Genomic DNA, 22,615 nt, shown 5'->3' with positions numbered 1-22,615 from the left:
AAGTTAATGTATTTAGCGCAATAATAGTTCGGCGGCAACCAAGAGTCACTATAGAATAATTATGTTTAAATCTACCCTTTCATATTATTGATATAAGCTGAAATATTATGACACCAGCGATTAATCTTGCCAAACAACGCGCTCTGAACTATCAATTACACGACTATGTCCATGACAGTAATGCCGCCTCTTTTGGCTTAGAGGCGGCAGAAAAGCTAGGCGTGGATGTGTCACAAGTGTTCAAAACCTTGGTGGTGTCGACAGAGACTGGTGCGCTTGCCGTTGCTATCTTACCCGTGGATAAAACGTTAAACTTTAAAAAAATGGCTAAGGCGCTATCTTCAAATAAATTGCTGACCTGCAAAAAAGTGCAAATGGCGGATCCTAAGCAGGTAGAGCGTAGTACGGGCTATGTGCTAGGCGGCGTCAGTCCATTGGGACAAAAGAAGCGCTTGCCGACTATCATAGACAGCTCGGCTGCAGAGCAGACAACGATTTACGTCAGTGGTGGTCGCCGTGGTTTAGAACTTGAGCTGCCACCAGCACAATTAGCTGAGACCCTTGCTGCTTGCTTTAGTACTATTATTGATGACTAAAAAGTTACTGATGACTAAAAATCGTTGCCGCTGACGGGCTGTTCAATCAATCCTGAAACGATGGCTAATATTTTACTCCCTCACTCATATTTTATAAGGACATATTCATGCCACATCTAACCATTCAAATGACGCCCAATGTCAGTATTGCTCATGAAGAATCATTGCTTAAAGCCTTAAATAAAGCGTTATGGGACAGTGGGCACTTTGGCACGCCGACTGATATTAAAGCACGGATCGTGCCCATTGAGACGTTTTTGGTAGGCGTTGAAGATGATGAGCAGGCGTATGGCTTTATTTATGCGCATCTAAAACTAATGACTGGTCGTGACATGGTTATTCGTAATCAGCTAGCAGGGCTGCTGGTGACGACGATAGAGCAGGAGATAGGCGCAGAGCAATCAGGGCGAGCAGCCTTACAGATATGTGTGGAAGTTGAAGAAATTAGCGCGGTGTATCATAAAAAAATGCTGGGTAGCTAAAATGCTGATATCGTCCGAAACAACGATTCATCAATTGTTATAAGTACTCACATAGCGATTTACTGGCATACGTGGGTAATATCATTATCTCAACCTTATAACCAGCCGTTTTGCCTTCAGTCGCCATCAAGTTGCGGGCAATACGTAAGCGATATTCTCCGGTTGCGGGTAGGCAGCCTTGATACACGATACCGCCTTTGCTGCCATCTTGCGTACCGTTTGGCATATGTAATACGCCGACATTGGCTGTCTCCGGCGTACCAGTAAGTGCTGCAATATTAATAACGGCATATTGCCAGCTGGTGGCATCAAAGCGATACCAGCGCTCATCTTCATTGGGGCTTAATTTGCCAGTGACCGTACTACTGATCGCGCCTTGGGCAAATTTAATAGGAGTGTCAGGGTTTTCAGCCAGCTCCGTAGCACTAGTTGCGCTAAAACTGATCAGTGCTGTACTGAGCAGTAGCACTCGTATAAATGATGAGGCTAAAGAAGTTTTTTGATAATCAGTGGATAACATGATTGGCTCCTAAAATGGCCGTTTATCTATAATGAGTTACTCATTAACCCTCATCTATGATGTATATTTATTATCGATAGGCTTTAATGAGAACGGCTGTACTTTTAGTTAAGCATAAAAAAGCGCCTAAATGCTAGGCGCTTTTTTTATTAATTACTGCTTAATTGTGATGCTATCTTAGTCTAAAAAACTTAGTCTAAAAAACTTAGTCTAGAAAAGCAAAGTTCTCAATCTTCATTGCTGTCATGCTGTCACTTGGTGCAACCATGGCTTCGGCATGCCCCGAGGTACGTGGTAACAACTTATCAAAGTAGAATTCAGCCGTTTGGATCTTAGCTTTGTAGAATTCTGGTGATTCAGCGCCGCCGTTTTCTAGCTTGTCATAAGCGACAGCCGCCATACGCGCCCAGTGGTAACCCATCATGACATAGCCTGAGTACATCAAGAAATCGTCTGATGCAGCAGAGATGATTTCACGATCTTTACGTGCCATTAGCATCAAGCGTACGGTTAGTGTGTTCCACTCAGCACATAGCTTGGTGAGCGCCCAAACGAATTTACGCATGTCTTTATCAAGTGCATACTCACCACACCATTTCATAATGCTTGAGGTGTAATCACGGATGATTTTGCCTTTAGACTGCAAGATCACTTTACGACCGAGTAAATCCAATGCTTGAATACCAGTTGTACCTTCGTACATGGTGGCGATACGAGCATCACGAGCAATTAGCTCCATGCCCCATTCTTTGATATAGCCGTGACCGCCATAGACTTGCTGACCGTGTTTAGCCGCTTCGATACCTAGCTCAGTTAAGAAGCCTTTTAGGATTGGTGTGTAGAAACCCAATTTGTCATCCCATTTTTCAAACTCTTCATCATCGCCATTGATGATACCCTGTGCCATTTTGTCGGCATAGCGCGCAGAATGATAAATCATCGAGCGACCGCCTTCGGCAAAGGCTTTTTGGGTCAATAGCATACGACGTACGTCAGCATGGTTGATGATGGCATCAGCAACTTTTTCAGGCTCTTTTGTGCCTGATAAGGTGCGCATAGAACGGCGATCTTTTGCATACGGCAGAGCGTTTTGGAATGACAATTCAGTATGCGCCAAACCTTGGATACCAGTGCCAATACGGGCTGTGTTCATAAAGGTGAACATAGCTTTGAGGCCTTTGTTCGGCTCACCAATTAAGTAACCAACGGCATCATCAAAGTTTAGGACACAAGTAGCCGATGAGCTAATGCCCATTTTGTGTTCGATCGATCCACAAGTCACGCCATTACGCTCGCCAATTTCACCTTCAGTAGTTGGCAAGAATTTCGGTACGATAAATAATGAGATACCGCGTGTGCCTTCTGGTGCATTTGGCAAACGTGCAAGCACAATATGAACGATGTTTTCCGTTAAATCATGCTCACCACTTGAGATGAAAATCTTAGTACCGCTAAGCTTATAAGAGCCGTCATCTTGTGGAATGGCTTTAGACTTCACTTGACCCAAATCTGTACCACATTGTGGTTCAGTCAAGCACATGGTACCAGCCCAAGAGCCTTCGACCAATTTATGCAAGTAGGTTTCTTTTTGCTCATCGGTACCATATTGCATAATGGTATTGATACAGCCAGTTGATAGACCAGGATACATTGCCCATGGCCAGTTCGCCGTACCGATCATTTCAGCTTTAATTAAGTTCAATGAGGTCGGTAAGTTCATACCGCCGTACTCTTCAGGGTAAGAAATACCTTGCCAGCCGCCTTCTACAAATTGATCATAAGCTTCTTTAAAGCCTTTAGGGGTTGTGACCACACCATTTTCAAAATGACAACCTTCAGCATCTGCTGGCTGGTATAAAGGAGCTAAGACATTTTCAGCAAAATCTGCCATCCCTTGAAGAATCATATCAACGGTTTCAGGATCGGCATTTTCGCCATTATCCAAATCTTTATAATGAGTTTGAAAGTCGAAAACATCATTTATTAAAAACTTGATATCACGTAAAGGTGCTTTGTAAGTTAACATAGTCGCTCTCTTTAGTTATTCGCTATCATAAATGGTTAGCTCGGTATTTGAGCCACGTTTCATGTAAAAGGGTGTTTAATTATTTGGGGTAAGAATAGACGATATCACGGCTCGTCATTCAGATTTATCAAAAACAGCTCATCCATTTTGATTGCCGTTAAGGCATCCTTGATAAAAAACAGCTGTCGCGGCGTTACTGTCAGTATAAATCTTCTATAGCGACAAATATATAACTAATAACTAATATTCATAATTAATATTTTAAATCAAAACATTAATTTATGTATTGATGGATTCGGTTTTTATCAGCGTCTGCGGTTAAGTAGCTATCTATGATAGATGTGGCCGTATCAGAAAAATATTTTTTAACTGCATTTACGATATAAGGAAAGCCAATTATGAGCGCATCCAAGCGTGAGGCAACGCGAGCATCTTGGCTGACAGCATTATTTGCTCGCATAAAGGCTTTAATTGATGGGGAGCTGGCGCATCTGCTGACAGTGAACCGTAGTAAGAGACCGTGGCATATGCCGATTATCGCGGCGATTGCCATCAGTTTCCCTGTGTTTGTAGGCGCTTATTTTGATGCTTTATCGTCAGGCATTAAAGCGTCCTTGGGGGCGATGGTTATTTTGAATATACCGTTAGTGGGCAAGCTGCCATATCGATTGGTGACGGTGATGGCTTGGGGTTTTGCCATGTCGCTGTGCTTTGCGCTCGGCCTAATTGCTCAGCAAGTTCCGCTATTAAAGCTGCCGATATTTACGCTCATGGCGTTTGGTATTGTGATTTTTGGACGTTATTATCGTCAGCCACCACCAGCGGGACTGTTTGTGATGATGGCAGGCGCTATTGCGCTATTTATACCGCTGCCTTTGGAAGACATTTTGCGTGCAACTGGACTGGTGATGCTTGGCAGTGGCTTTGCTTTAGTGATGGCATTGCTGTATTCGTTGTTTTTATTGGCAACGCGCCCAGCGACGCCGACGCCTATTTATAGCTACGAGCCAGATACCATTACTGAAAGTTTGATTGTCGCCAGTTTTGTCAGTTTAGCCTTGCTCATCGCCGTTACTTTACAGCTGTCCAACCCCTATTGGGCAGCAGTTAGTTGCTTTTTGATTATCCAAGGTATTCATTTGCGTACCATGTGGATTAAGCAAATACATCGTTTACTTGGCACAGTATTGGGTGTGGTTTTGGCGAGTTGGATGTTGTCTTGGGGATTATCAATATGGGGGGTGGCACTGGCGATACTGACGATGATGCTTTGTATCGAGACGTTGGTGGATCGACATTATGGTTTGGCAGTCATATTTATCACGCCGTTGACGATATTTATTGCAGAATATGGCAGCGGTTTACCGTTTTCTGAGTCCGCCTATCAAGAAGTGATTCGCACGCGCCTTTTTGATACTGTGATTGGCTGCTTGGTGGGTCTGAGCGGCGGAGTAGTGATGCATTCAACCAACTTACGCATACCGCTACGGCGTATCGAAAACTGGCTGCTGGCGCGCTTTGGCTAATTGATGAGTGTCAAACCACCAGTACGTTTGAAATAAAGTATTAAAAAAAGTCGCATGAGCTGAGTTCATGCGACTTTTTTTATGTCAATTTTGATTAACGATTGTGTAGCGTTTCAGTCGCTTGTGCAACATCGATCGTATGACCTGTCCAACGCTCAAAACTTAACGCTGCTTGCCCGATGAGCATGCCATAACCATCAGAAATCTGTGCGCCACGCGCAGAAAAATGCTGCAAAAACGGCAGCGTGCGTCCGTACATCATGTCATAAGCATAGTCACCGTTTAGCGTGTCGCTTAGTGGTAGCGTATCTGCTGATAAACCAATAGAAGTCGCATTGATGATAATATCAAACTGTCCATTTAATTCAGTCGTGCGACAAGTTTCAATCTGCTGCTCATGAATAGTAGTGCTTGCCGCGCTAAGCTCAATGACTAACTCTGTTGCCTTGCTCAGCGTGCGATTGGCAATCGTAAGATGTGCGATACCAGCTTCAATCAATGGCAATATCACCCCACGTGCTGCGCCGCCTGCACCAATGAGTGCCACGCGAGCACCATTCAATGGCCAACCCAAACTTAAGATGTGATTGACCAGTCCTTGTCCATCGGTATTATCGCCATACAATGCCTCGGTGATTGGCACGCCACTTTTTACCAGCGCTTTATTTAGTAACAGCGTATTGACTGCGCCTGCAACCTTGGCATGCTCCGATAAACCACCGCACGCCGCGCAGCAGTCATAAGCGATTTGTTTAAAAGGTACAGTTACGTTGGCTCCAACGCCGCCGCCCTGAAAAAATGCCTCAAGCACCGCGGTAAAACTGGCTGCATCATCGGGGCAATATTGGCGTTGATAGCTAATCTCAATACCCGTCTGCGCTGCAAATAACGTATGAATTTCAGGGGATTTGCTGTGGGCAATGGGATTGCCGATAACGATAAAATGCTGGGTCATAATAGGTCTGCTTGCGGTAAGAGGCAAAAATTAATCAGTGGAAGGGCATTGATATGCAATCATCATAAGGGATAACGCGATATTTGACAAATCGGTGGTCTAACGAGTAAACACTTGAATAGGTAGGTTTTTTGACAGATTATGTCTTTAACAAATCTGTACTGTCTGGGAGCGTTATCCGTAACGTAAAGGGTGGTCAAGTGTTAAGCAGTTGGGTAAACTAGAGAGTATGAAAATTTTATATTGATATTTTGGAAGTTGCATAACTATCAGTAACTGAACTGTCAAAAACCAAGTCATAAGAAACTGACATAAGAAACTGACATAACAAACTGAGTCATAAAATACCAAGTATAAGAACGCTTGTTTATAAAATATAATGTCCATTATCAGCGGCCTATCTGCCTGCTCGTTAATACTATTTTGAGAATCATCTAAAAGTGTGAGTAAATTGCCCATGTGGAATAATAGCCTACAGACCCTCTTAGTCGGTACGATAATGGCAGTCGGTGTGTCGCTCAGTGGCTGTGATAGCAGTAAAGACGACGCCCAAAACCAAGATGCCGATATGAGCGAGCAAACCGTCGCTGACGATGCGCTAGTACAGGACAATGCTACGCCGAACGCCGATTTAGACGGCGCTACTGCTCAGCAAGGTACACAAGTGAAATATGACGTTGCAGGATGGGGCACTAAAAATGTAGCGTCACTGACCGTCGATAATTTAGATGAGATCAAAGCGACTTTTGGTAAGGTCATGAGCACTGACGAGAACAGCCTCGACTATGCCAGTAATCCAGCCGCCAAATATCGTTTTATGGATACCGATGCGCCGTATTTGGATCTGATTGATTCTGAAAAGTATCTCGAACTGGGCTGGTACTTTGCCAATCCTACTGACTCTGATAAAGAAAAAGAGATAAGTCAAAACCATGCCGAAAAAGCGCATAAGCTTGCGCGCCAACTGATGGGTGATGAGGGCGGACAACTGATTTCTGATATGCTTAATGGTCAAATTATCAAAAATAAAGTAATCGGTGGTCAAAAAATAGAACTGGCAAAATGTGAGTTTTATAGCTGTATGCTGGTCATCAATAAATCTGCTGCCCAAACAGATAAGAAGTAAGCTGTGCTTGCTATCATGCCGCTCAATAATTGGCTATGCATACATCCATCAAGTGCTACGACGGATAGCTCAGACACAGTATCGCTAGACAATCGTGGGTTGGCATATGGCGATGGTTTTTTTACCACGATGGGGATCATCGATGGGCAGATACTGTGGTTGGCTCATCATCAGCAGCGCCTTATTTCCCATGCTGAAGCTTTACAACTTGAATTAGACAGTCATTCTGTCATGACTATAATACGGACGCATGCCGCGCAACTACAACAAGGCATGCTGAAGCTGATGGTGACTCGCGCCGTGCAAGATGTCCGTGGTTATGGCTATGTGCCAACCACGTCTGGTAGCGATTGTGAGATTTGGCTAAAATCCTCTGTGATGACCGTCACTACGACTGAGCAATTACGCTTGCCTGATGGGTGCTTAATCCCGACGCAGCCTATCAGTTCTGCCATTTGCCTATCTTCGCAGCTTGCCTGCTTACCGCCACCATTAGCAGGACTCAAAAGCCTCAATCGCCTTGATAATGTGCTGGCAAGTGGTGAGCTACAAGGCATCAAAGCCAAAGTATTGGAAGACAATATTAAACCAAGCATCAGTGAGGGGCTGCTACGAGATATGAGTGGTCGTTGGGTTGAAGGTACGATGAGCAATGTCTTTTATCAGTTATCAGACTCGCCTTTATCAACACTATCATCAGAAAAAACGGCATCAGAAAAATTGTCTACGCTACCGCTTTATGAAGACAATGCAAACTATCTAACCACTGGTCAATGGTATACACCATCCATGGCGCAATCGGGCGTCGCTGGCGTGATGCGGCAAGTGCTTATCGATGCGTTATCGACTAGCAAACATCCCGTCATTATCAGATCATTAAAAGATGAGGATTTGCCACGACTAAGCCAGCTATTCTTTTGCAATGCACTGCGAGGCATTATGCCAATGAAATGTTTGACTTTATTATCTGGTGAAGTGGTGGGTTTTTAAGCGATTGAATCATATTTGAAAAGGGTAGCCTAGAGCTGAGCGTTATAACGAAAAGCGTTTAATGTAATTTGCAATAACGCCCACGACCAGTAAATTCAATAATACCTCTATCACGTAACACTTGTAGCTGCTGACGAATTTTATCTTTAATATGATTGTTTTCGGGATGCTTAAGCTTTAATAGTTCGGCAAACGCATAAACCTGATTGAGAGAAAAATTAACGTTCAGTTTATCAATACATTGCCAAACATCTAACGTCCAACCACGTGAGGTCGTAGATTGCTCGCGTAAAAACAAGGTTTTTTGAAATTGCTCGGTGACATTATCGCGTGGTATGACTTGCTGGTTTTTCACCAAAAATACTTTGCCTGATTCGGGCACTTGTCGTAAATCAATATTGCAACCAACCCAACCGGCACGTTTGGCAGTGACTGATAAAGGCTTACGTTTGACAATCATATCAGGCTTAAAAAAATGCTTAGGAATAATCAGGAAGTTGTGAACGCTATATTCTTGAGAATAGGTTAAAAAGAAAAAGTTAGGATTATTGTCGCTACTGATACGCTCAATCATGGTGTCATAAGCGCCATCATTGATAATATTGCTTAACTTTGCTTGCTTACTTTTGAGCTCATATTGCTCATTACAGTTTGCACAATAAAAGTCAGCGACAGGCTTATTTTTAGTAAATTCCGCCAATGGTTCGGCATCGCAATTAGGGCAGTAACTTTGCTTAGCAACCCAATCTTCACTGAGTACTCTAATGATTTGACTAGGCGACTTGTAATTTTTGGCAAGGTTTTGATTAAAATGTAGGTTCATAACCAGTTTTCGTTATTAGAGAAAAGGAAAAACACCAAAAGAAGGTAGAAATATTAGCCCATATCAGCAGGCGTAAATACCAAGATAATTGATAAGCTAAGCAAATACCATTGAAAATCGCACGGTTCAGTGCTAAATTCTAGCAAACTTCTGCCTCGCGAGTTGCCATGAGCAAGCCTACATCTGAAACGCCTCCTGAACGCCCTAATGAAACGCCATCGAATAAACCAGATAGCAGTGTTGAGGAGCGTGTCGATACCACACCACCGGACACGCAACCAGCAGTCGATGGGGTAGAGGAAACGCCAGCGACAGATGTGTCACTCATCAGTGGAGCGGCTAAGCCACGCGAATATAAAGCGGATAATCAATCGTTCTTTATGCAGCGTGGCTATCAAGTGTTGCTAGTGCTGGGGCTTATCGCTGCGTTTTTCTTAGTGATGATCTATCAGACATTGTTTGGGCGGATTGAGCAGCCAAAGCAAATGATCACCATTGAGCAGGGTCAGAGCTATTATGGCTTACTGCCGCAGTGGCAACAGCAAATCCCGCTGTTTTCTGCCACGATTGCCAAGCTCTATTTGAAAACACAAGTCGATGGCCCCTTACATGCTGGTATTTATCAATTACCAGAAAACCCTACCTTTGCTGAAACGCTACATATACTTGGGCAAGGGGTAAAAGCATCGATGGTAAAAGTGCAAATCATCGAAGGCAAAACCTCTAAAGACTTGTATCAAACATTAAGAGACAATAAAGGCATCAAAAAAGAGGTGCTGACCGACGATAGTGGCAATGATAGAGACAATGCTGGTATTGCTCAAGCGTTGGATTTGGTCGGTATATTGCCAAATGAAGTGATTAATAGTAGCGACCCTATCGTCAATCACAATCTTGAAGGTTGGTTTGCCCCTGATACTTATTATTATGGGGAAGGCAGCACTGATAAGCAGGTACTGACCGATTTATATAAGCGTCAACAGCAAGTATTGACTGAAGCGTGGGAAAATCGTGCGCCCAATTTGCCTTATAAGACGCCTTATGAGGCGTTAGTGATGGCCTCTATTATCGAAAAAGAAACCAGTGTGGCAGAAGAGCGTCCTTTGGTCTCTGCGGTGTTTAGAAATCGCTTAGATAAAGGCATGCGAATGCAGACCGATCCGACCATCATCTATGGTATGGGCAGTCGCTATGAAGGCAACATTCGCCGTAAAGACATTGATGAAAAAACGGCTTATAACACCTATCAAATTGACGGCCTACCGCCAACACCTATCGCGCTACCATCGGCTGCCTCTATCGAAGCGACCTTGCACCCAGCAGATAGTGACGCATTGTACTTTGTAGCGACGGGTAATGGCGGGCACAAATTCACCAATAGCTTGGCGGCGCACAATCAAGCGGTAAAAGAATATCTCGGCGTCATGCGTGAGAAAAAATCACAAACCCCGCCGCAGTAATTTAATCCTCTATCTTTTCTTCAAACCTATCGTGAACTGAGCGTTATGCAACTGTCTACATAACGACATAACGCTCATCAATGACATAAGGTCATATCATGTCAGCATCTATACAAGACCACGTATCTCAAACAGTCCAGTCGCAAGCAAAGCAGCTCAAAACAAGCAATGACATCAATGATATCGCACTCAGTCAAGGGCGCTTTATCAGTTTTGAAGGTACTGAGGGCGTAGGCAAAACGACTGCCATTGAGCAGCTGTGCACACGCTTAGACGATAACAATATTGCGTATCTGCGTACCCGTGAGCCGGGTGGTAGCCCGTTTGCAGAACGTTTACGCGCTATATTGTTGGACCCTGCGACCGACATCAATGATGATACAGAGCTATTGCTACTATTTGCGGCGCGCTGCGATCATATGCAGCAGGTGATTTTGCCAGCGCTACAACGTGGGACGTGGGTAATATGCGATCGTTTTACCGATTCTACTATTGCTTATCAAGGCTTTGGGCGCGCACATGGCGATGCGGTGGTACGAGCCAAAATTGAATCACTTATCGAGCAGTTTGTGCCGCAACTACCTGAGCTGACATTGTGGCTGGATTTGCCCGTATTAGAAGGCATGGCACGCGCTAATAAACGTAGCGCCGCTGATAGATTTGAGCAGCAAGTGACCGAATTTTTTACTTGGGTACATAAAGGCTTTAACACGCTGGCGACTCAGCATCCCGAACGGATACAGCGCATTGACGCATCAGGCACAGCCGATGAGGTGAGCGCGCGAGTATGGCAGGCGGTACAAGGCAGATTTGATGTTTCGTAACGGATTTTATACAGCCATCACCTAGCCAAATAAAAAGCCCCAACATTGCGTTGAGGCTTTTGTGTTTTATAAACTGTTATATTCTATAAAGTATCAAAACAGTCATCAAGATATTGTCAAAACTGTGTTAAAACAAAGCTGTGGCAACGATTATTTATCCTGTTTATTCACCGCTTTATTATCTGAAATTTCTTGAACATTGTCTTTGTTAATGTTGTCTTTAGTAATATCGCCATCAGAGCTTGCATTGGTTGTATTATCTTGACCAGAGTCGGGTAGACGATTTGGATCAAGCGCGCCCTTCTTAGTTTTAGGTGCGTTGCCATTACCATTCGTACTACTGTTGTTAGACACCTTATTTTTAGGAATTGCCTTCGAAGTCGCTGTCGAGTTGGCTGATATGACGCCTTTATTAACGACGTCAATAGACTTATCTTTTGACGTTATTACTTTGTCATTCAAGGTGTCTGGCGTGGTTTTAGTTCCAGCACTGCTGCTTGAATGGTTTGATACCTCAGTATCTGCATTTTGCTCAGCGACTCTCTGCTCAGCAATTATTTCTTTAGCGCTGTCGCTATCAGTGGCAGTGGATTGTTCTGTTGCATCAACACTATCATCGCTCAGCTCTTTTTCTTTACGCTTTTCAGGTGCTTTTGAGCTGGACTCAAAGTTAGCATCAGCTGCCAGTCGCGCCTGCTCTTGTTTAGGTGTCACGTCGACAGGTTTTGGCTGTACTTCATCTTCCACTACCAGTGAGATGAGTTTGCGATCGCGTGGCACGATGCCATCAAACTTATCGGTAATGACGTGTAGCTTGCCTTCTTTGTCGATTGTATACAGCGGCACGAATTGCTTATTGTCGGCTTTGTATTGCTCAAAGCTGTAGCTGTCGGTGATGTTGGTAATCTTGATACGGGCTTTTTTCGACAGCATGCTGGCAAGTTTGGTATAGGTGACGTCTTTGCCAAACAGCCACTGCGAGTGGAAGTTGCCTTGCTTATCATCGCGCTCGCTTTTGACCTTTTCGTCGCTGAACTTGAGACGGTACAATTTGCGCTCACCAAATTCATGACGATAATGAATCTCAGACAAGGTATTCATCTCTTTGTCCATACTCATGGCAAACAGACGACCTATACCGATCAGGTCAAGATGATGATCGGCATGATCAGAGATAGGATTGCCAAAATAAGTACGCAGACCGCTCATGCGTGCGCGGGCAATATTGGTATAGTTGTTGTGTGCGACGATGACATCAAAGCCCTGATCTTTTAGAGAAGTTGCTACCAAAAGCGCAATGGGATTTGAGCCGACGATAAGAATGCCATTGGTCTCAGGCTCACGGACGCCCAGCAAGTTGCCGACTATTTTCGCCCCCAAGCCCTGAATCATAACCGTGCCAATAATGACCATGAATACTAAGGGCACAAGCAGCTCAACACCTTGGATATCATACTCTTGCAGACGAATAGCAAACAGTGATGAGATGGCTGCAGCGACGATACCACGTGGCCCAATCCAACTAATCATCAGCTTTTCATTGGTCTTTAAGTTTGAGCCAATAGACGATGCCCAAACGGATAAGGGTCGCGCCACAAACATGACGATAGCAAGTAACACCAGACCTGCGAAACCAACGCTAAGTAAGCTTTCCAGCTCTACACGTGCTGCAAGGATAATAAACAGCACAGAGATAAGAAGGATGGTTAAAGATTCATTGAACTCTAAAATCGTATCGCGTGGGAATTTTGGCCAATTCGCCAATGCCACGCCCAATACAGTGACTGTCAATAGCCCAGACTCATGCTCTAAATGGTTCGATACTGAAAATAACACCAAGACAAAGGCAAGCGTAAAGACATTGCGTAAAAATTCAGGAATCATATGCCGACGCATCAAGAAGGCAAGCAGCCAAGCGCCTGCCATACCCATCGCTGTCGCTAATACCACGATTTTGGCAAACAATAAGATACTGCTGGCTTCGCCGCCTGAGATGATGTATTCATAGACCAAAACCACGGCAATAGCGCCGATTGGGTCAATGATGATACCTTCCCATTTGAGGATATTAGAGATGGTCTTATTGGGACGCACACTACGTAATAGCGGCATAATCACCGTTGGACCCGTGACGCACACGAGCGCACCGAACAGCAAAGCAATCAGTGGATCGACATCGAATAAGAGATAAGTCGATAACGCCACGATAGCAATGGTGATAAGTACACCGACCGACACCAGCATTTGCACCACGGTGCCATGCTGTTTAATCTCGTCAAACTCTAACGTCAGCGAGCCTTCAAATAGGATAATCGCCACGCCCAAAGAGATGAAGGGGAACATCAGCTCTCCCAGCACCAAGTCAGGATCGAAGACTCCCAGCACTGGGCCCACGATAATGCCAATCAGTAATAAAAATAAAATGGACGGTTGCTTTAAATACCAAGCCAACCATTGAGCAGCAATGCCAATCCCAACCACGCCAGATAATAATAGGGCGGTATCCATAAATTGATCCTTTTATAATCTTGTCGTATTTTATAGCTATCAACCGCTTTTTTAGAGTAGCGGTTGCCAGTAGTATAGTAATAAGTTGACGCTACTCGCTATAGAGACACATCTCTATAAAACGTAAGCGACGACAATGGTATCCATCATGAATCACAACATGAGCCAGATATGATATAACTACTATAGAGTAGTAAAGACAAAAGCATTGCTAGAAAAAATCGTCAATCTTATATAAATCGCATATGGCATCAAGCTCGCTCAGACTATTATTGATAGTACTGTCACGCGACTTTTTTTATCCATTTATCTTGAATTAACCATCTCATTATTCTAGTGATGCAAAAGATGAAAAATAAGGGTGATAATAGCCAGCTTTATAAAACAATAGTCAATAATGATTAATTATAGACTTTAGTTTGCTTGAAAAGTTATTTGGCTTGCTATCATAACATGCTTTTATTTCATGCTGAGCAAGGCCGTATCTAGCACGATATCAGTAGGCAGCGGTAAAAATATACAATAACTGGGTCAAATAATTGCGCCTTGGGTTATCCTGCATGATCGGGATAATGACAAAGCAGCACGATGACTTATCATACAGTAGCCGTCTTTATCATGCACCTAGCGAGGATTATCATTGTTTTGGGGTTTTTATATAAAGAAAGGCGAATGGTCAATGGCATAAGGGTATAAAAAGCAGTAACCTAATAAACGACTAGATAGCGACTAAAAAGGTTGGCCGTCATAACATTCAGTGCCGATGTAACGTTTGTCATATCCGGACTTGGTTAAAATTAAAACATCGTATACACGTCACTAGCGATAGTAGCCAAAACATAACCACTAAAAATAACAACGATTACTTATATGGAGGACAACATGCCTATCAATATGCTTACAGCGCAATCTAAGTTTTATGTGCCGCATTGGTTAAAACGTAGTGCGCTGGTGCTTGCTGTCAGTACCTCGATGGTTACTGGCGTCACTGCCACCGCCATGGCGAGCGCCCAAGCTGTCGTCACCACGGCGGATTTTTCTGATTTAGTACAGCAAGTTACCCCAGCCGTTGCCCGCGTAAATGTCACCAAGACCGTCAGCGAGGCTGAGCTTGCCAAAGCCCAAACAGCCGAATTGTTACGGCAGTTCTTTGGTGATCGTTTACGTATTCCTGATCAGGCTGCCACGCCAGCGATTGAGCATGCTTATGGCACGGCCTTTTTTGTCACAGCCGATGGTTATATGCTGACCAACCATCATGTGGTGGAGGGCGCTGATAAAATCACTGTCACTCTTAACGATAGAACAGAGCTTGATGCAACCTTGGTTGGTAGTGATGAGCGCTCTGATGTGGCAGTGCTAAAAGTCTCGGGCAACCAATTTCCTGCCTTGCCTATTGGCGACTCGAATGCTCTGAAAGTAGGGGAACCAGTACTGGCCATTGGTTCGCCATTTGGTTTTGATTACTCAGCATCGGCGGGCATTGTCAGTGCTAAATCACGCAGTTTTTCACGCGATACCAGCGTGCCATTTATCCAAACAGACGTGGCATTGAACCCTGGTAACTCAGGCGGTCCACTATTTAATCAGCGCGGTGAAGTGATTGGTATTAATTCGCGTATCTTTAGTGGTACAGGTGGTTACATGGGTCTGTCGTTTTCCATTCCGATTGATGCGGCGATGGATATTTACGAGCAGCTAAAAACCGATGGCGAAGTGGTACGTGCTTATTTAGGTATTTATCCGCAGGACATCGATCGCAATTTAGCAGAAGCTTATAATCTAGATCGTCCTCAAGGTGCACTACTGACAAGAGTATCACCAGACTCACCTGCACAAAAAGCTGGTCTAAAACCTGGCGATATCATTTTGCAATATAATGAAGTGCAAATTATGCGCGCCTCAGATTTATTAAACTTGCTCAATCGTGCCAAACCGAGCGATAGCTTCCGCGCACAGATTCAGCGTAATGGTAAGCAAATGACCATCAGCGGCAAACTCACTTATGCGCCCAATGATGTGAGAGCACAAGGCGGCGATCAGCAGAATGATGAGGTGCAGTTAGGCTTGCGTTTACGTAACTTGACCGCTGATGAGCAAGCAGAAATCGCAGTGGATAATAAGACGGGTATTTTGGTTACCACAGTTGACCCAACGGGATTGGCGGCGCGTTCAGGTCTGTTGGCAGGTGATGTGATTACCAATTTTCACCAAAAGCCGATTAAAAAGGTCACGGATTTTTCAAGCGCGATTTCATCATTGCCCAAAAAAGGCGTAGTGACCATTGAAATTATCCGCCAAGGTATTCCCGCGATCATTGGTTTACGTATTGAGTAAGCCTTGATAGCTTGGTAGGAATAATGGGTAGTCGGGGCAGCAACTGAGCATGGCATAACAGGCGCGTCAATAATTCTACTTGTCTATGATAGAGCTCGACCCCTATAATGGCTGATTTTTTTAACCATGACTTAAAATAATTTAACACTGTCACTAACTTATTCATGGAGCGATTTATTTATCGCTCTATACGTTCTAATATAGGGTAAGCCAGTTGCTCGGCTCATACTCTCTCGTAACCATCAGGTAATTATGACTGACCATGCTCTTTATATCCTAAGTATCTCTACGACAGCAGTATTGCTTGCGTATATTATACTGTGGTCAGGATTACAAACGTTCAATGCCAATCCTACCAAACGTTTTATGCGTATTTGGTTTAAATTGGCACTATATTATGCTGCCTATACTATGCCTTTTTGGGCTTTGCTGTTGGTGATAGGTTGGTCGCAAGCAGTGTCACCGATACTAGCGCAGTTATCACTACCACTCGTGCTAGTGGCTATATTTGCAATGGGGTTCTATTTTTATACCGTGGTGATACAACCCAATCGTTTACGTTTAGATCATCATGCAATCGACTTAGATTTATCCACACCGCTGACGGTTGCCGTATTGGCTGATTTACGCATAGGCTTGTATAGCGGCAAGCCGCGTCATATTCGTAAATTGGTTGCTACCATCAATGCGTTACCAGCAGATGCGGTGCTGATTACGGGCGACTGGTTGTATTACCCAAGTGCTGATTTAGTGGGTCAGCTCATGTTGTTTAAAGGGGTTAATAAGCCTATTTATACAGTGATGAGTACCTCAGACTTGCGTTATCAATCGATTAATACGACTAAGCAAGGACAGCCGTTATTAGAAGATACGTTGTCCAGTGCCTTTGATGTGCTTGATATCAGCTATATTGGTCAACAGTGTACCTCGCTGCCACTTAAATGTACTGGGGCTACTAATGCGCTTCCAGTAATGCCCAGTGCGAGCTATTCTAAAAATAATAAAGAGGGTTTTAGACAGCAAAATTTGGAAAATAGCCCAACCGTCGCCGTGCTTTGCGGCTGGCAAGATGTTCCTAAACAATTTGCTGATATTGAAGAGGCAAATGCGTCTGATAAAGCCGCGCTTGGTGCTGAAATTGCTAATACCACGAAGCCCGTCATCATCTTGGCTTCACGATTTGATAGTATTAGTGATTTGCCAAAATCCTTACAGCCACGACCACTATTGATTACTGGTGCAGCAAAGGCGATTCAAAAAAATATATGGTTGGCACAAAAACAAAAATATATCGCCCGTAGTAGCGAGCAGTCAACCCTGTTGAATAATAGCCGCATGGGCAAGCAGCGGGGTTTATACCAACATGGCAGTGCGCAGATATTTGTCAGTAGCGGTATTGGCACACGAGGGCTGCCTTTTCGCTTGTATCGCCCCACTATCGATGTGTTGACGATTCGTTAACATGACTCAAAAGACTTATCAGCGCTGATTCATTGCGCTAAACTGAGAGTTGAATAATAAGGCTGTTGGTTTGTAGGTTGTAATGGCATGTCAGCAATTCAATTGATTGAACGTTAATTGATTGATAGCGGTCAAATCAAAATATGCTACACTAGCAGGCGTTTTTATTATTCTATTTTTAGTATTAAATAAGCGTTGTCGGTCATTGGCAAAATAAGGCCAAGACGATTTTTAGCATCTATATTGCGAACGCTTTTATCATAGAAAAAGATTGATCATAAAAAATACTCAGCATTAATATCAAGCAAGATATTGCCAATGGCGCCTATGAATGTACACAATATGAGTACAGGTGTAGACGTAATCATTGACACTTGCCAACGACCTATCATGTGACAGCTTTGAAAAAAGCTAGGATAATACAGTAAGGCACGGTTATGAGCACAGCATACGACGAGATCAAAACCCGACTACAAGGCTCAATGGTAGCCTTGGTAACGCCCATGCATCCTGACGGCACGGTTGATTATAAACGTCTGGCGGATCTCATAGATTGGCAGATTGAGCAAGGCACGCATTGTCTCGTTGCCGTTGGTACTACTGGCGAGTCAGCGACATTATCTATGCAAGAGCACAGCGATGTTATTCGCTACTTTGTTCAGCATGTCAAAGGTCGTGTACCAGTGATTGCTGGCACAGGTGCCAATAATACGATGGAAGCCATTAAGCTGACCCAAGATGCTGCCGATGCTGGTGCAGATTGTGCGCTATTGGTTGCGCCTTATTATAACAAGCCGCCACAAGAAGGCTTATACCAACATTATAAGGCTATCGCGCGCGCGGTGAATATCCCGCAGATGCTTTACAATGTGCCAGGACGTACGGTCGTTGATATCGCACAAGAGACCGTAGAACGTCTGGCTGATATCGATAATATCGTCGCGATTAAAGATGCCACAGGCTCTATCGCTCGCGGTGAGCAATTGATCAAAGCAGTGGGCGATAGAATCGTCGTGCTATCTGGCGATGACAGTACGGCGCTTGATTTGATGACATTTGGTGGTAAAGGTAATATCTCAGTCACTGCCAACGTCGCCCCGAAAGCGATGAGCGAGACTTTTACAGCGGCGCTTCGTGGTGATTTTGATGCGGCTCATAAAGCACATGATGTGGTCAAGCATTTACACCGTGACTTGTTTATTGAGTCAAGTCCTATCCCAGCCAAATATGCGCTTCATAAAATGGGTATGATAGATACTGGTATTCGTCTGCCTTTGGTATGGTTGGCTGAACAACATCATGCCACTATTGATGACGCCTTGGTGCGTGCGAACTTATTATAAAATGATGCGTGTAAATGCTAACTCAGAGAGATAATATGATGAAAATATCATCACCGACTGCAAAAATATTCCCTGCGCTGCTGACCTTAATATTGGGAAGTACCTTAATATTGAGCGGTTGCCAAAGTGCTAAAAACTTACTTGGTAAGCGTGACAATGGTAGCTTAGAATATCAGCAAAGCAAAAAGCTTGTGCCAATAGAGCTGCCTGCTAACAAAGAACCAGCGCCTTTTGTACCTTTGTATGCAACTCCTAATGCTGGTGCAAATACGCTGAAATTACAGAACGAATCAGGTAATCAGTACCAGCTACCGAAGCCTGAGCGCGCTGTCAGTAGTCCTTCGAATTAAAGCTATTTCCTTATTTATACCGCTGACATTTTACAGTGATTAATGTAAATATTATTCATTCTGTCATACAAAAATCAGCGGTCGCTGCGCGTTTTTACCACATAAGCTTGAACGAACAGGAACTCCCATAATGCAAAAGCAACAACTGCTGTATAAAGGCAAAGCCAAATCTGTCTATGAAACTGAAGACAACGACCTGCTGATCTTACATTTCCGTGATGACACTTCAGCGCTTGATGGTAAGCGTATTGAGCAATTAGCACGCAAAGGTGTCGTTAATAATCGTTTTAACGCTTTCATAATGCAAAAACTGGCTGATGCTGGTATCGAAACGCATTTTGAAAAGCAATTGTCTGAAGATGAAGTATTGGTCAAGCGTTTAGAGATGATTCCAGTTGAGTGCGTGGTTCGTAACTTTGCTGCGGGCAGCTTGGTTCGTCGTTTGGGCTTAGAAGAAGGGCAAGCATTGACGCCGCCTACTTATGAATTGTTTTATAAAGATGATGCACTGGGTGATCCAATGGTCAATGAGTCACTTGCTGTGTCTCTTGGCTGGGCAACCGAAGCACAACTTGCCAGAATGGAAGAGTTGACTCATCAAGTAAATGAGGTGTTAAAGGCGTTATTCGAAGCAGGTGATTTGATACTAGTTGATTTCAAACTAGAATTTGGTGTGTTCCATGACCGTATCGTCTTAGGGGATGAGTTTTCACCAGATGGCTGCCGTATTTGGGATAAGACGACTAAGAAGAAGCTGGATAAAGACCGCTTCCGTCAATCATTAGGCGATGTCATTGAAGCTTATGAAGAAGTGGCTAACCGTATTGGTGTGCCATTAAGCTAGATATTTGATTGGCACTGCATTGCAGGTCAATCTTTAGCGTAAAACAAAAAACTGAGCCATGTGCTCAGTTTTTTTGGCTTAAATTTTCTACCTATTCGATTATAAAAAAGCCAACACCCGCTTACGCAAGTATTGACTCATTTTTTAATTTATTTAATTACAGAGGATTTTGTGCAAAGTATCGTTCTAGATTATTCACATCAGAGCTAGGACGTGGCTGACGCATGTTTTCAACAATGCCGTTATAAAGTTGGTCTTTCGGTGCGTTATGGAATTTATTGAGTTCAGGATCCATATACGGCAGCTGCTGTTTACGTTGGAAATATTGATGTAATTGCAAGGTGATAGCTTGCATACCGACGTTATAGTTTGCCCAAGCACTATCATGACTGCCCCAATGATGACCAAACTCATGACCAATCACACCGATGTCAGCATTGAAATAATGTGAATAGAAATACCAAGTATCGATACCTAATATATCTCCACCGCCTAAACCGCCACCGATGGTAGTAATCCCTAAGCGAATATCACCACGATTCATTATTTGATTAAAATACTGGGTATATTGTTGTGGCGTATAATAGCCACCCTCACCAACAATTGGACCTGCATTGCCAAAGAAATCACTGCCTATGGCTTTTTTCTGGTCAAACCAAACTTTTTCAAATTCAGGGCTGCTGACAAGGTAAGAAAAATTGGTCATCATAATGACCCACTCACGTGCATAGACGGGATTAATTTTCTCCCACTGCCCATCATTGCGAGAATATTTACCGAAGGAGATACCCCATTTAGGTTTGATCGTAGCCAGCTTTTGTACAAGCGCATCTGTCTTCGATGCCACTTTAATGTCTAATAAATCAAGCGGCAGCTGCTTAAATTGGTTTAAGCCTGCTAATTGAATAGAGCCTTTATCGTCTACTAATGGATAACGATTTTGATCACTGATCTCCAAAGTAAGCTTGGTCTGACTAAATGGCGCTAATTGATCCAAATGCGCGATAGTGAACCATTGATCAGTACCTTTTAATTTGGCTTGGATGTCTAAATTACTGACGGCAGCAGCACTGTAACTCTGAAGCTGAATATTATTTCTATTAACAGTCGCTGATAAAATATTACTGATTTTAAAATAGCGTAAGTTAGAGTTGGTTAAAGTATCCCAATCTTCGCCATCTTGTAACATATAGGTTTGGCTCAACGCCGCAGCCTGCTGCAATTGGGTAACATAACCGGTTTGATTCGACCGATATTGTTGAATAGTTTGTATCGGTAATATCGTTACTTTGCCGTTACTTAACTGTAAAACCTTCTCTTTATTGACTACCATATCCGTGGCTTTGTTTAGGTTGGCATTAGTGCTACTGCCTTCTAAACGGTAGGCTTTAAAACTGTCTTGTGCCTTAGGGAGGAAGTTTACTGCGCCTCTTAGCTCTTCTGGTTTGAAGCTTTCTACATGTCCACTGTTACGTGAGCCATAGAATAAACCATCATCGGCGGTATTAAAGATGTTGATACCCGGATTGGTTTGTTTTAAAGGGACAATATCGTTTCCGGTTGCCTCTTGTTGAATCGTCGAGACATCATATACATACACTTGACCATTATCGAAGCTTGCATATAGTAAATCACCAACCGCTTCTAAACGTACATTACAATAAATATTACCGCAGTTTGGTAAAGACAAACGCGCATGCTTCTTAGCTTTTAGTGTATTACCAGGTACAACATCGCTTTGTTTCCAGACGTTAATACGATTGTGTGTATCCGCCGCAAAAACATACTGATCGTTTGCAGCGACAGAAATTGGATGAACCACCGCAAGATTTTCTTGGTCACCTGACCATGAACCTGTACCTAGAGACATCACCAACTGTGCTTCACCGGTAGCAATATCAAAGATATCGACTCGATTTGAGGACAAAGAAGAAGTATATAAACGATCTTTATAAATACTAATATCCGTCAACCGATTCCAAGACTGCCCAATACCACTTATAGTTTCTGGTTGAATAGGTGCTAAAACATTTTTAGTATTTAAGTCATAACGCAAAATATTAGCCGTTCCAGTATCGTTGGCAATATATAAAAGACCGTTTCTAGCAGCGATCGCTCTAGGATTCCAACTCTCTAAGCCAAACTGCTTTTTATCAAGTTCAGTTGCACCATCTGCAAAACGCAAATTCTGCAGCAGTTCACGTTGCTCAGGTGCTGGCAGAATAACTGAGGGCGGAACAATTTCTGGTTTAGGAATTGGAAAAATAATTTCTGGTTTCACTACTGGTGGCACATATGGTGGCGGATCAATAGGCAGAATCACTGTCGGTGGAATGATTTCCGAAGTAGTCGGTTTGCTTGGCTCAAGCGGGGTTGCCGGAATACTGGTTTCTGGCTTAACTTCTGGCTTAACTTCTGGCTTAACTTCTGGCTTAATTTCTGGC

Annotated in this window: 18 protein-coding genes; 12 read left to right on the top strand and 6 right to left on the bottom strand. The window is 43.5% G+C overall.

The features are described 5' to 3' along the window. Window positions 1-107 precede the first annotated feature (107 nt). Together ybaK and I3257_RS11745 are read left to right on the top strand one after the other, a co-directional pair. Window positions 108-596: a Cys-tRNA(Pro) deacylase gene (gene ybaK / locus I3257_RS11750; RefSeq protein ID WP_238049853.1), complete on the top strand. Its 489-nt coding sequence runs from the start codon at window positions 108-110 to the stop codon at window positions 594-596. Window positions 597-703: 107 nt separating this feature from the next. Beyond that, window positions 704-1,078 (top strand): 5-carboxymethyl-2-hydroxymuconate Delta-isomerase, encoded by a 375-nt coding sequence (locus I3257_RS11745; RefSeq protein ID WP_087813857.1) that lies wholly within the window; start codon window positions 704-706, stop codon window positions 1,076-1,078. 37 nt (window positions 1,079-1,115) lie between these two features. On the opposite strand, the gene I3257_RS11740 is transcribed toward I3257_RS11745, so the two are convergent. Beyond that, on the bottom strand, window positions 1,116-1,598 hold the full coding sequence (locus I3257_RS11740; RefSeq protein WP_238049852.1) for a hypothetical protein: 483 nt from the start codon (window positions 1,596-1,598) through the stop codon (window positions 1,116-1,118). Between the two features lie 205 nt (window positions 1,599-1,803). Further along, on the bottom strand, window positions 1,804-3,624 hold the full coding sequence (locus I3257_RS11735; RefSeq protein ID WP_201560765.1) for an acyl-CoA dehydrogenase C-terminal domain-containing protein: 1,821 nt from the start codon (window positions 3,622-3,624) through the stop codon (window positions 1,804-1,806). A 398-nt stretch (window positions 3,625-4,022) separates the two neighbouring features. Between I3257_RS11735 and I3257_RS11730 the strand changes: the two genes are divergently transcribed. Continuing rightward, a complete protein-coding gene (locus I3257_RS11730; RefSeq protein WP_238049851.1) occupies window positions 4,023-5,150 on the top strand; it encodes an FUSC family protein in 1,128 nt (375 codons plus the stop codon). A 94-nt stretch (window positions 5,151-5,244) separates the two neighbouring features. On the opposite strand, the gene aroE is transcribed toward I3257_RS11730, so the two are convergent. Then, window positions 5,245-6,105 carry a shikimate dehydrogenase gene (gene aroE / locus I3257_RS11725; protein ID WP_238049850.1) on the bottom strand — a complete coding sequence of 287 codons (861 nt, stop codon included), beginning with the start codon at window positions 6,103-6,105 and terminating at the stop codon, window positions 5,245-5,247. Window positions 6,106-6,562: 457 nt separating this feature from the next. On the opposite strand from aroE, the gene I3257_RS11720 reads away from it, so the two are divergent. Continuing rightward, the gene (locus tag I3257_RS11720) at window positions 6,563-7,231 is read left to right on the top strand and encodes a hypothetical protein (RefSeq protein ID WP_238049849.1); all 669 of its coding nucleotides are present in this window, start codon (window positions 6,563-6,565) and stop codon (window positions 7,229-7,231) included. A 3-nt stretch (window positions 7,232-7,234) separates the two neighbouring features. Beyond that, a complete protein-coding gene (locus I3257_RS11715; protein WP_238049848.1) occupies window positions 7,235-8,221 on the top strand; it encodes an aminotransferase class IV in 987 nt (328 codons plus the stop codon). Between the two features lie 58 nt (window positions 8,222-8,279). On the opposite strand, the gene I3257_RS11710 is transcribed toward I3257_RS11715, so the two are convergent. Then, window positions 8,280-9,044 (bottom strand): DpnI domain-containing protein, encoded by a 765-nt coding sequence (locus tag I3257_RS11710; RefSeq protein WP_238049847.1) that lies wholly within the window; start codon window positions 9,042-9,044, stop codon window positions 8,280-8,282. A gap of 167 nt (window positions 9,045-9,211) precedes the next feature. Here I3257_RS11710 and mltG point away from each other — a divergent pair, with 167 nt between their 5' ends. Then, window positions 9,212-10,504, top strand: a complete 1,293-nt coding sequence (gene mltG / locus I3257_RS11705; RefSeq protein WP_238049846.1) for an endolytic transglycosylase MltG — start codon at window positions 9,212-9,214, stop codon at window positions 10,502-10,504. A 98-nt stretch (window positions 10,505-10,602) separates the two neighbouring features. After that, window positions 10,603-11,328 carry a dTMP kinase gene (tmk, locus tag I3257_RS11700; protein WP_109590709.1) on the top strand — a complete coding sequence of 242 codons (726 nt, stop codon included), beginning with the start codon at window positions 10,603-10,605 and terminating at the stop codon, window positions 11,326-11,328. 150 nt (window positions 11,329-11,478) lie between these two features. On the opposite strand, the gene I3257_RS11695 is transcribed toward tmk, so the two are convergent. Then, window positions 11,479-13,836, bottom strand: coding sequence for a cation:proton antiporter (locus I3257_RS11695; RefSeq protein ID WP_228244482.1), 2,358 nt, complete (start codon window positions 13,834-13,836; stop codon window positions 11,479-11,481). Window positions 13,837-14,718: 882 nt separating this feature from the next. Here I3257_RS11695 and I3257_RS11690 point away from each other — a divergent pair. The 5 genes from I3257_RS11690 (at window position 14,719) to purC (ending at window position 20,171) form a co-directional block, all read left to right on the top strand. After that, window positions 14,719-16,173, top strand: a complete 1,455-nt coding sequence (locus tag I3257_RS11690) for a Do family serine endopeptidase (protein WP_201560754.1) — start codon at window positions 14,719-14,721, stop codon at window positions 16,171-16,173. 252 nt (window positions 16,174-16,425) lie between these two features. After that, window positions 16,426-17,634 (top strand): hypothetical protein, encoded by a 1,209-nt coding sequence (locus I3257_RS11685; protein WP_238049845.1) that lies wholly within the window; start codon window positions 16,426-16,428, stop codon window positions 17,632-17,634. Window positions 17,635-18,071: 437 nt separating this feature from the next. Beyond that, a complete protein-coding gene (gene dapA, locus I3257_RS11680; protein WP_045452709.1) occupies window positions 18,072-18,977 on the top strand; it encodes a 4-hydroxy-tetrahydrodipicolinate synthase in 906 nt (301 codons plus the stop codon). Window positions 18,978-19,012: 35 nt separating this feature from the next. Then, window positions 19,013-19,327: a hypothetical protein gene (locus tag I3257_RS11675; RefSeq protein ID WP_238035624.1), complete on the top strand. Its 315-nt coding sequence runs from the start codon at window positions 19,013-19,015 to the stop codon at window positions 19,325-19,327. Window positions 19,328-19,457: 130 nt separating this feature from the next. Further along, entirely contained in the window at window positions 19,458-20,171 is a 714-nt protein-coding gene (purC, locus tag I3257_RS11670) for a phosphoribosylaminoimidazolesuccinocarboxamide synthase (RefSeq protein ID WP_045443231.1), read from the top strand. Window positions 20,172-20,328: 157 nt separating this feature from the next. Here purC and I3257_RS11665 read toward each other — a convergent pair. Further along, the coding region (locus tag I3257_RS11665; RefSeq protein WP_238049844.1) for a hypothetical protein at window positions 20,329-22,615 on the bottom strand (2,287 nt) is incomplete at its 5' end.

The organism is Psychrobacter sp. Ps7, assembly GCF_022129225.1.
Taxonomy (GTDB): Bacteria; Pseudomonadota; Gammaproteobacteria; order Pseudomonadales; family Moraxellaceae; genus Psychrobacter; species Psychrobacter immobilis_A.
The sequence above is the reverse complement of the archived record's forward strand: the minus strand, read 5'-3'. Positions and strand labels throughout refer to the sequence as shown.

Coding starts and splice junctions, on each gene's coding strand:
- purC (WP_045443231.1), top strand. CDS start 19,458: ATGCAAAAGCAACAACTGCTGTATAAAGGCAAAGCCAAATCTGTCTAT.
- I3257_RS11710 (WP_238049847.1), bottom strand. CDS start 9,044: ATGAACCTACATTTTAATCAAAACCTTGCCAAAAATTACAAGTCGCCT.
- I3257_RS11745 (WP_087813857.1), top strand. CDS start 704: ATGCCACATCTAACCATTCAAATGACGCCCAATGTCAGTATTGCTCAT.
- I3257_RS11690 (WP_201560754.1), top strand. CDS start 14,719: ATGCCTATCAATATGCTTACAGCGCAATCTAAGTTTTATGTGCCGCAT.
- I3257_RS11740 (WP_238049852.1), bottom strand. CDS start 1,598: ATGTTATCCACTGATTATCAAAAAACTTCTTTAGCCTCATCATTTATA.
- I3257_RS11720 (WP_238049849.1), top strand. CDS start 6,563: ATGTGGAATAATAGCCTACAGACCCTCTTAGTCGGTACGATAATGGCA.
- ybaK (WP_238049853.1), top strand. CDS start 108: ATGACACCAGCGATTAATCTTGCCAAACAACGCGCTCTGAACTATCAA.
- I3257_RS11685 (WP_238049845.1), top strand. CDS start 16,426: ATGACTGACCATGCTCTTTATATCCTAAGTATCTCTACGACAGCAGTA.
- I3257_RS11675 (WP_238035624.1), top strand. CDS start 19,013: ATGATGAAAATATCATCACCGACTGCAAAAATATTCCCTGCGCTGCTG.
- mltG (WP_238049846.1), top strand. CDS start 9,212: ATGAGCAAGCCTACATCTGAAACGCCTCCTGAACGCCCTAATGAAACG.
- aroE (WP_238049850.1), bottom strand. CDS start 6,105: ATGACCCAGCATTTTATCGTTATCGGCAATCCCATTGCCCACAGCAAA.
- dapA (WP_045452709.1), top strand. CDS start 18,072: ATGAGCACAGCATACGACGAGATCAAAACCCGACTACAAGGCTCAATG.
- I3257_RS11735 (WP_201560765.1), bottom strand. CDS start 3,624: ATGTTAACTTACAAAGCACCTTTACGTGATATCAAGTTTTTAATAAAT.
- I3257_RS11695 (WP_228244482.1), bottom strand. CDS start 13,836: ATGGATACCGCCCTATTATTATCTGGCGTGGTTGGGATTGGCATTGCT.
- I3257_RS11730 (WP_238049851.1), top strand. CDS start 4,023: ATGAGCGCATCCAAGCGTGAGGCAACGCGAGCATCTTGGCTGACAGCA.
- tmk (WP_109590709.1), top strand. CDS start 10,603: ATGTCAGCATCTATACAAGACCACGTATCTCAAACAGTCCAGTCGCAA.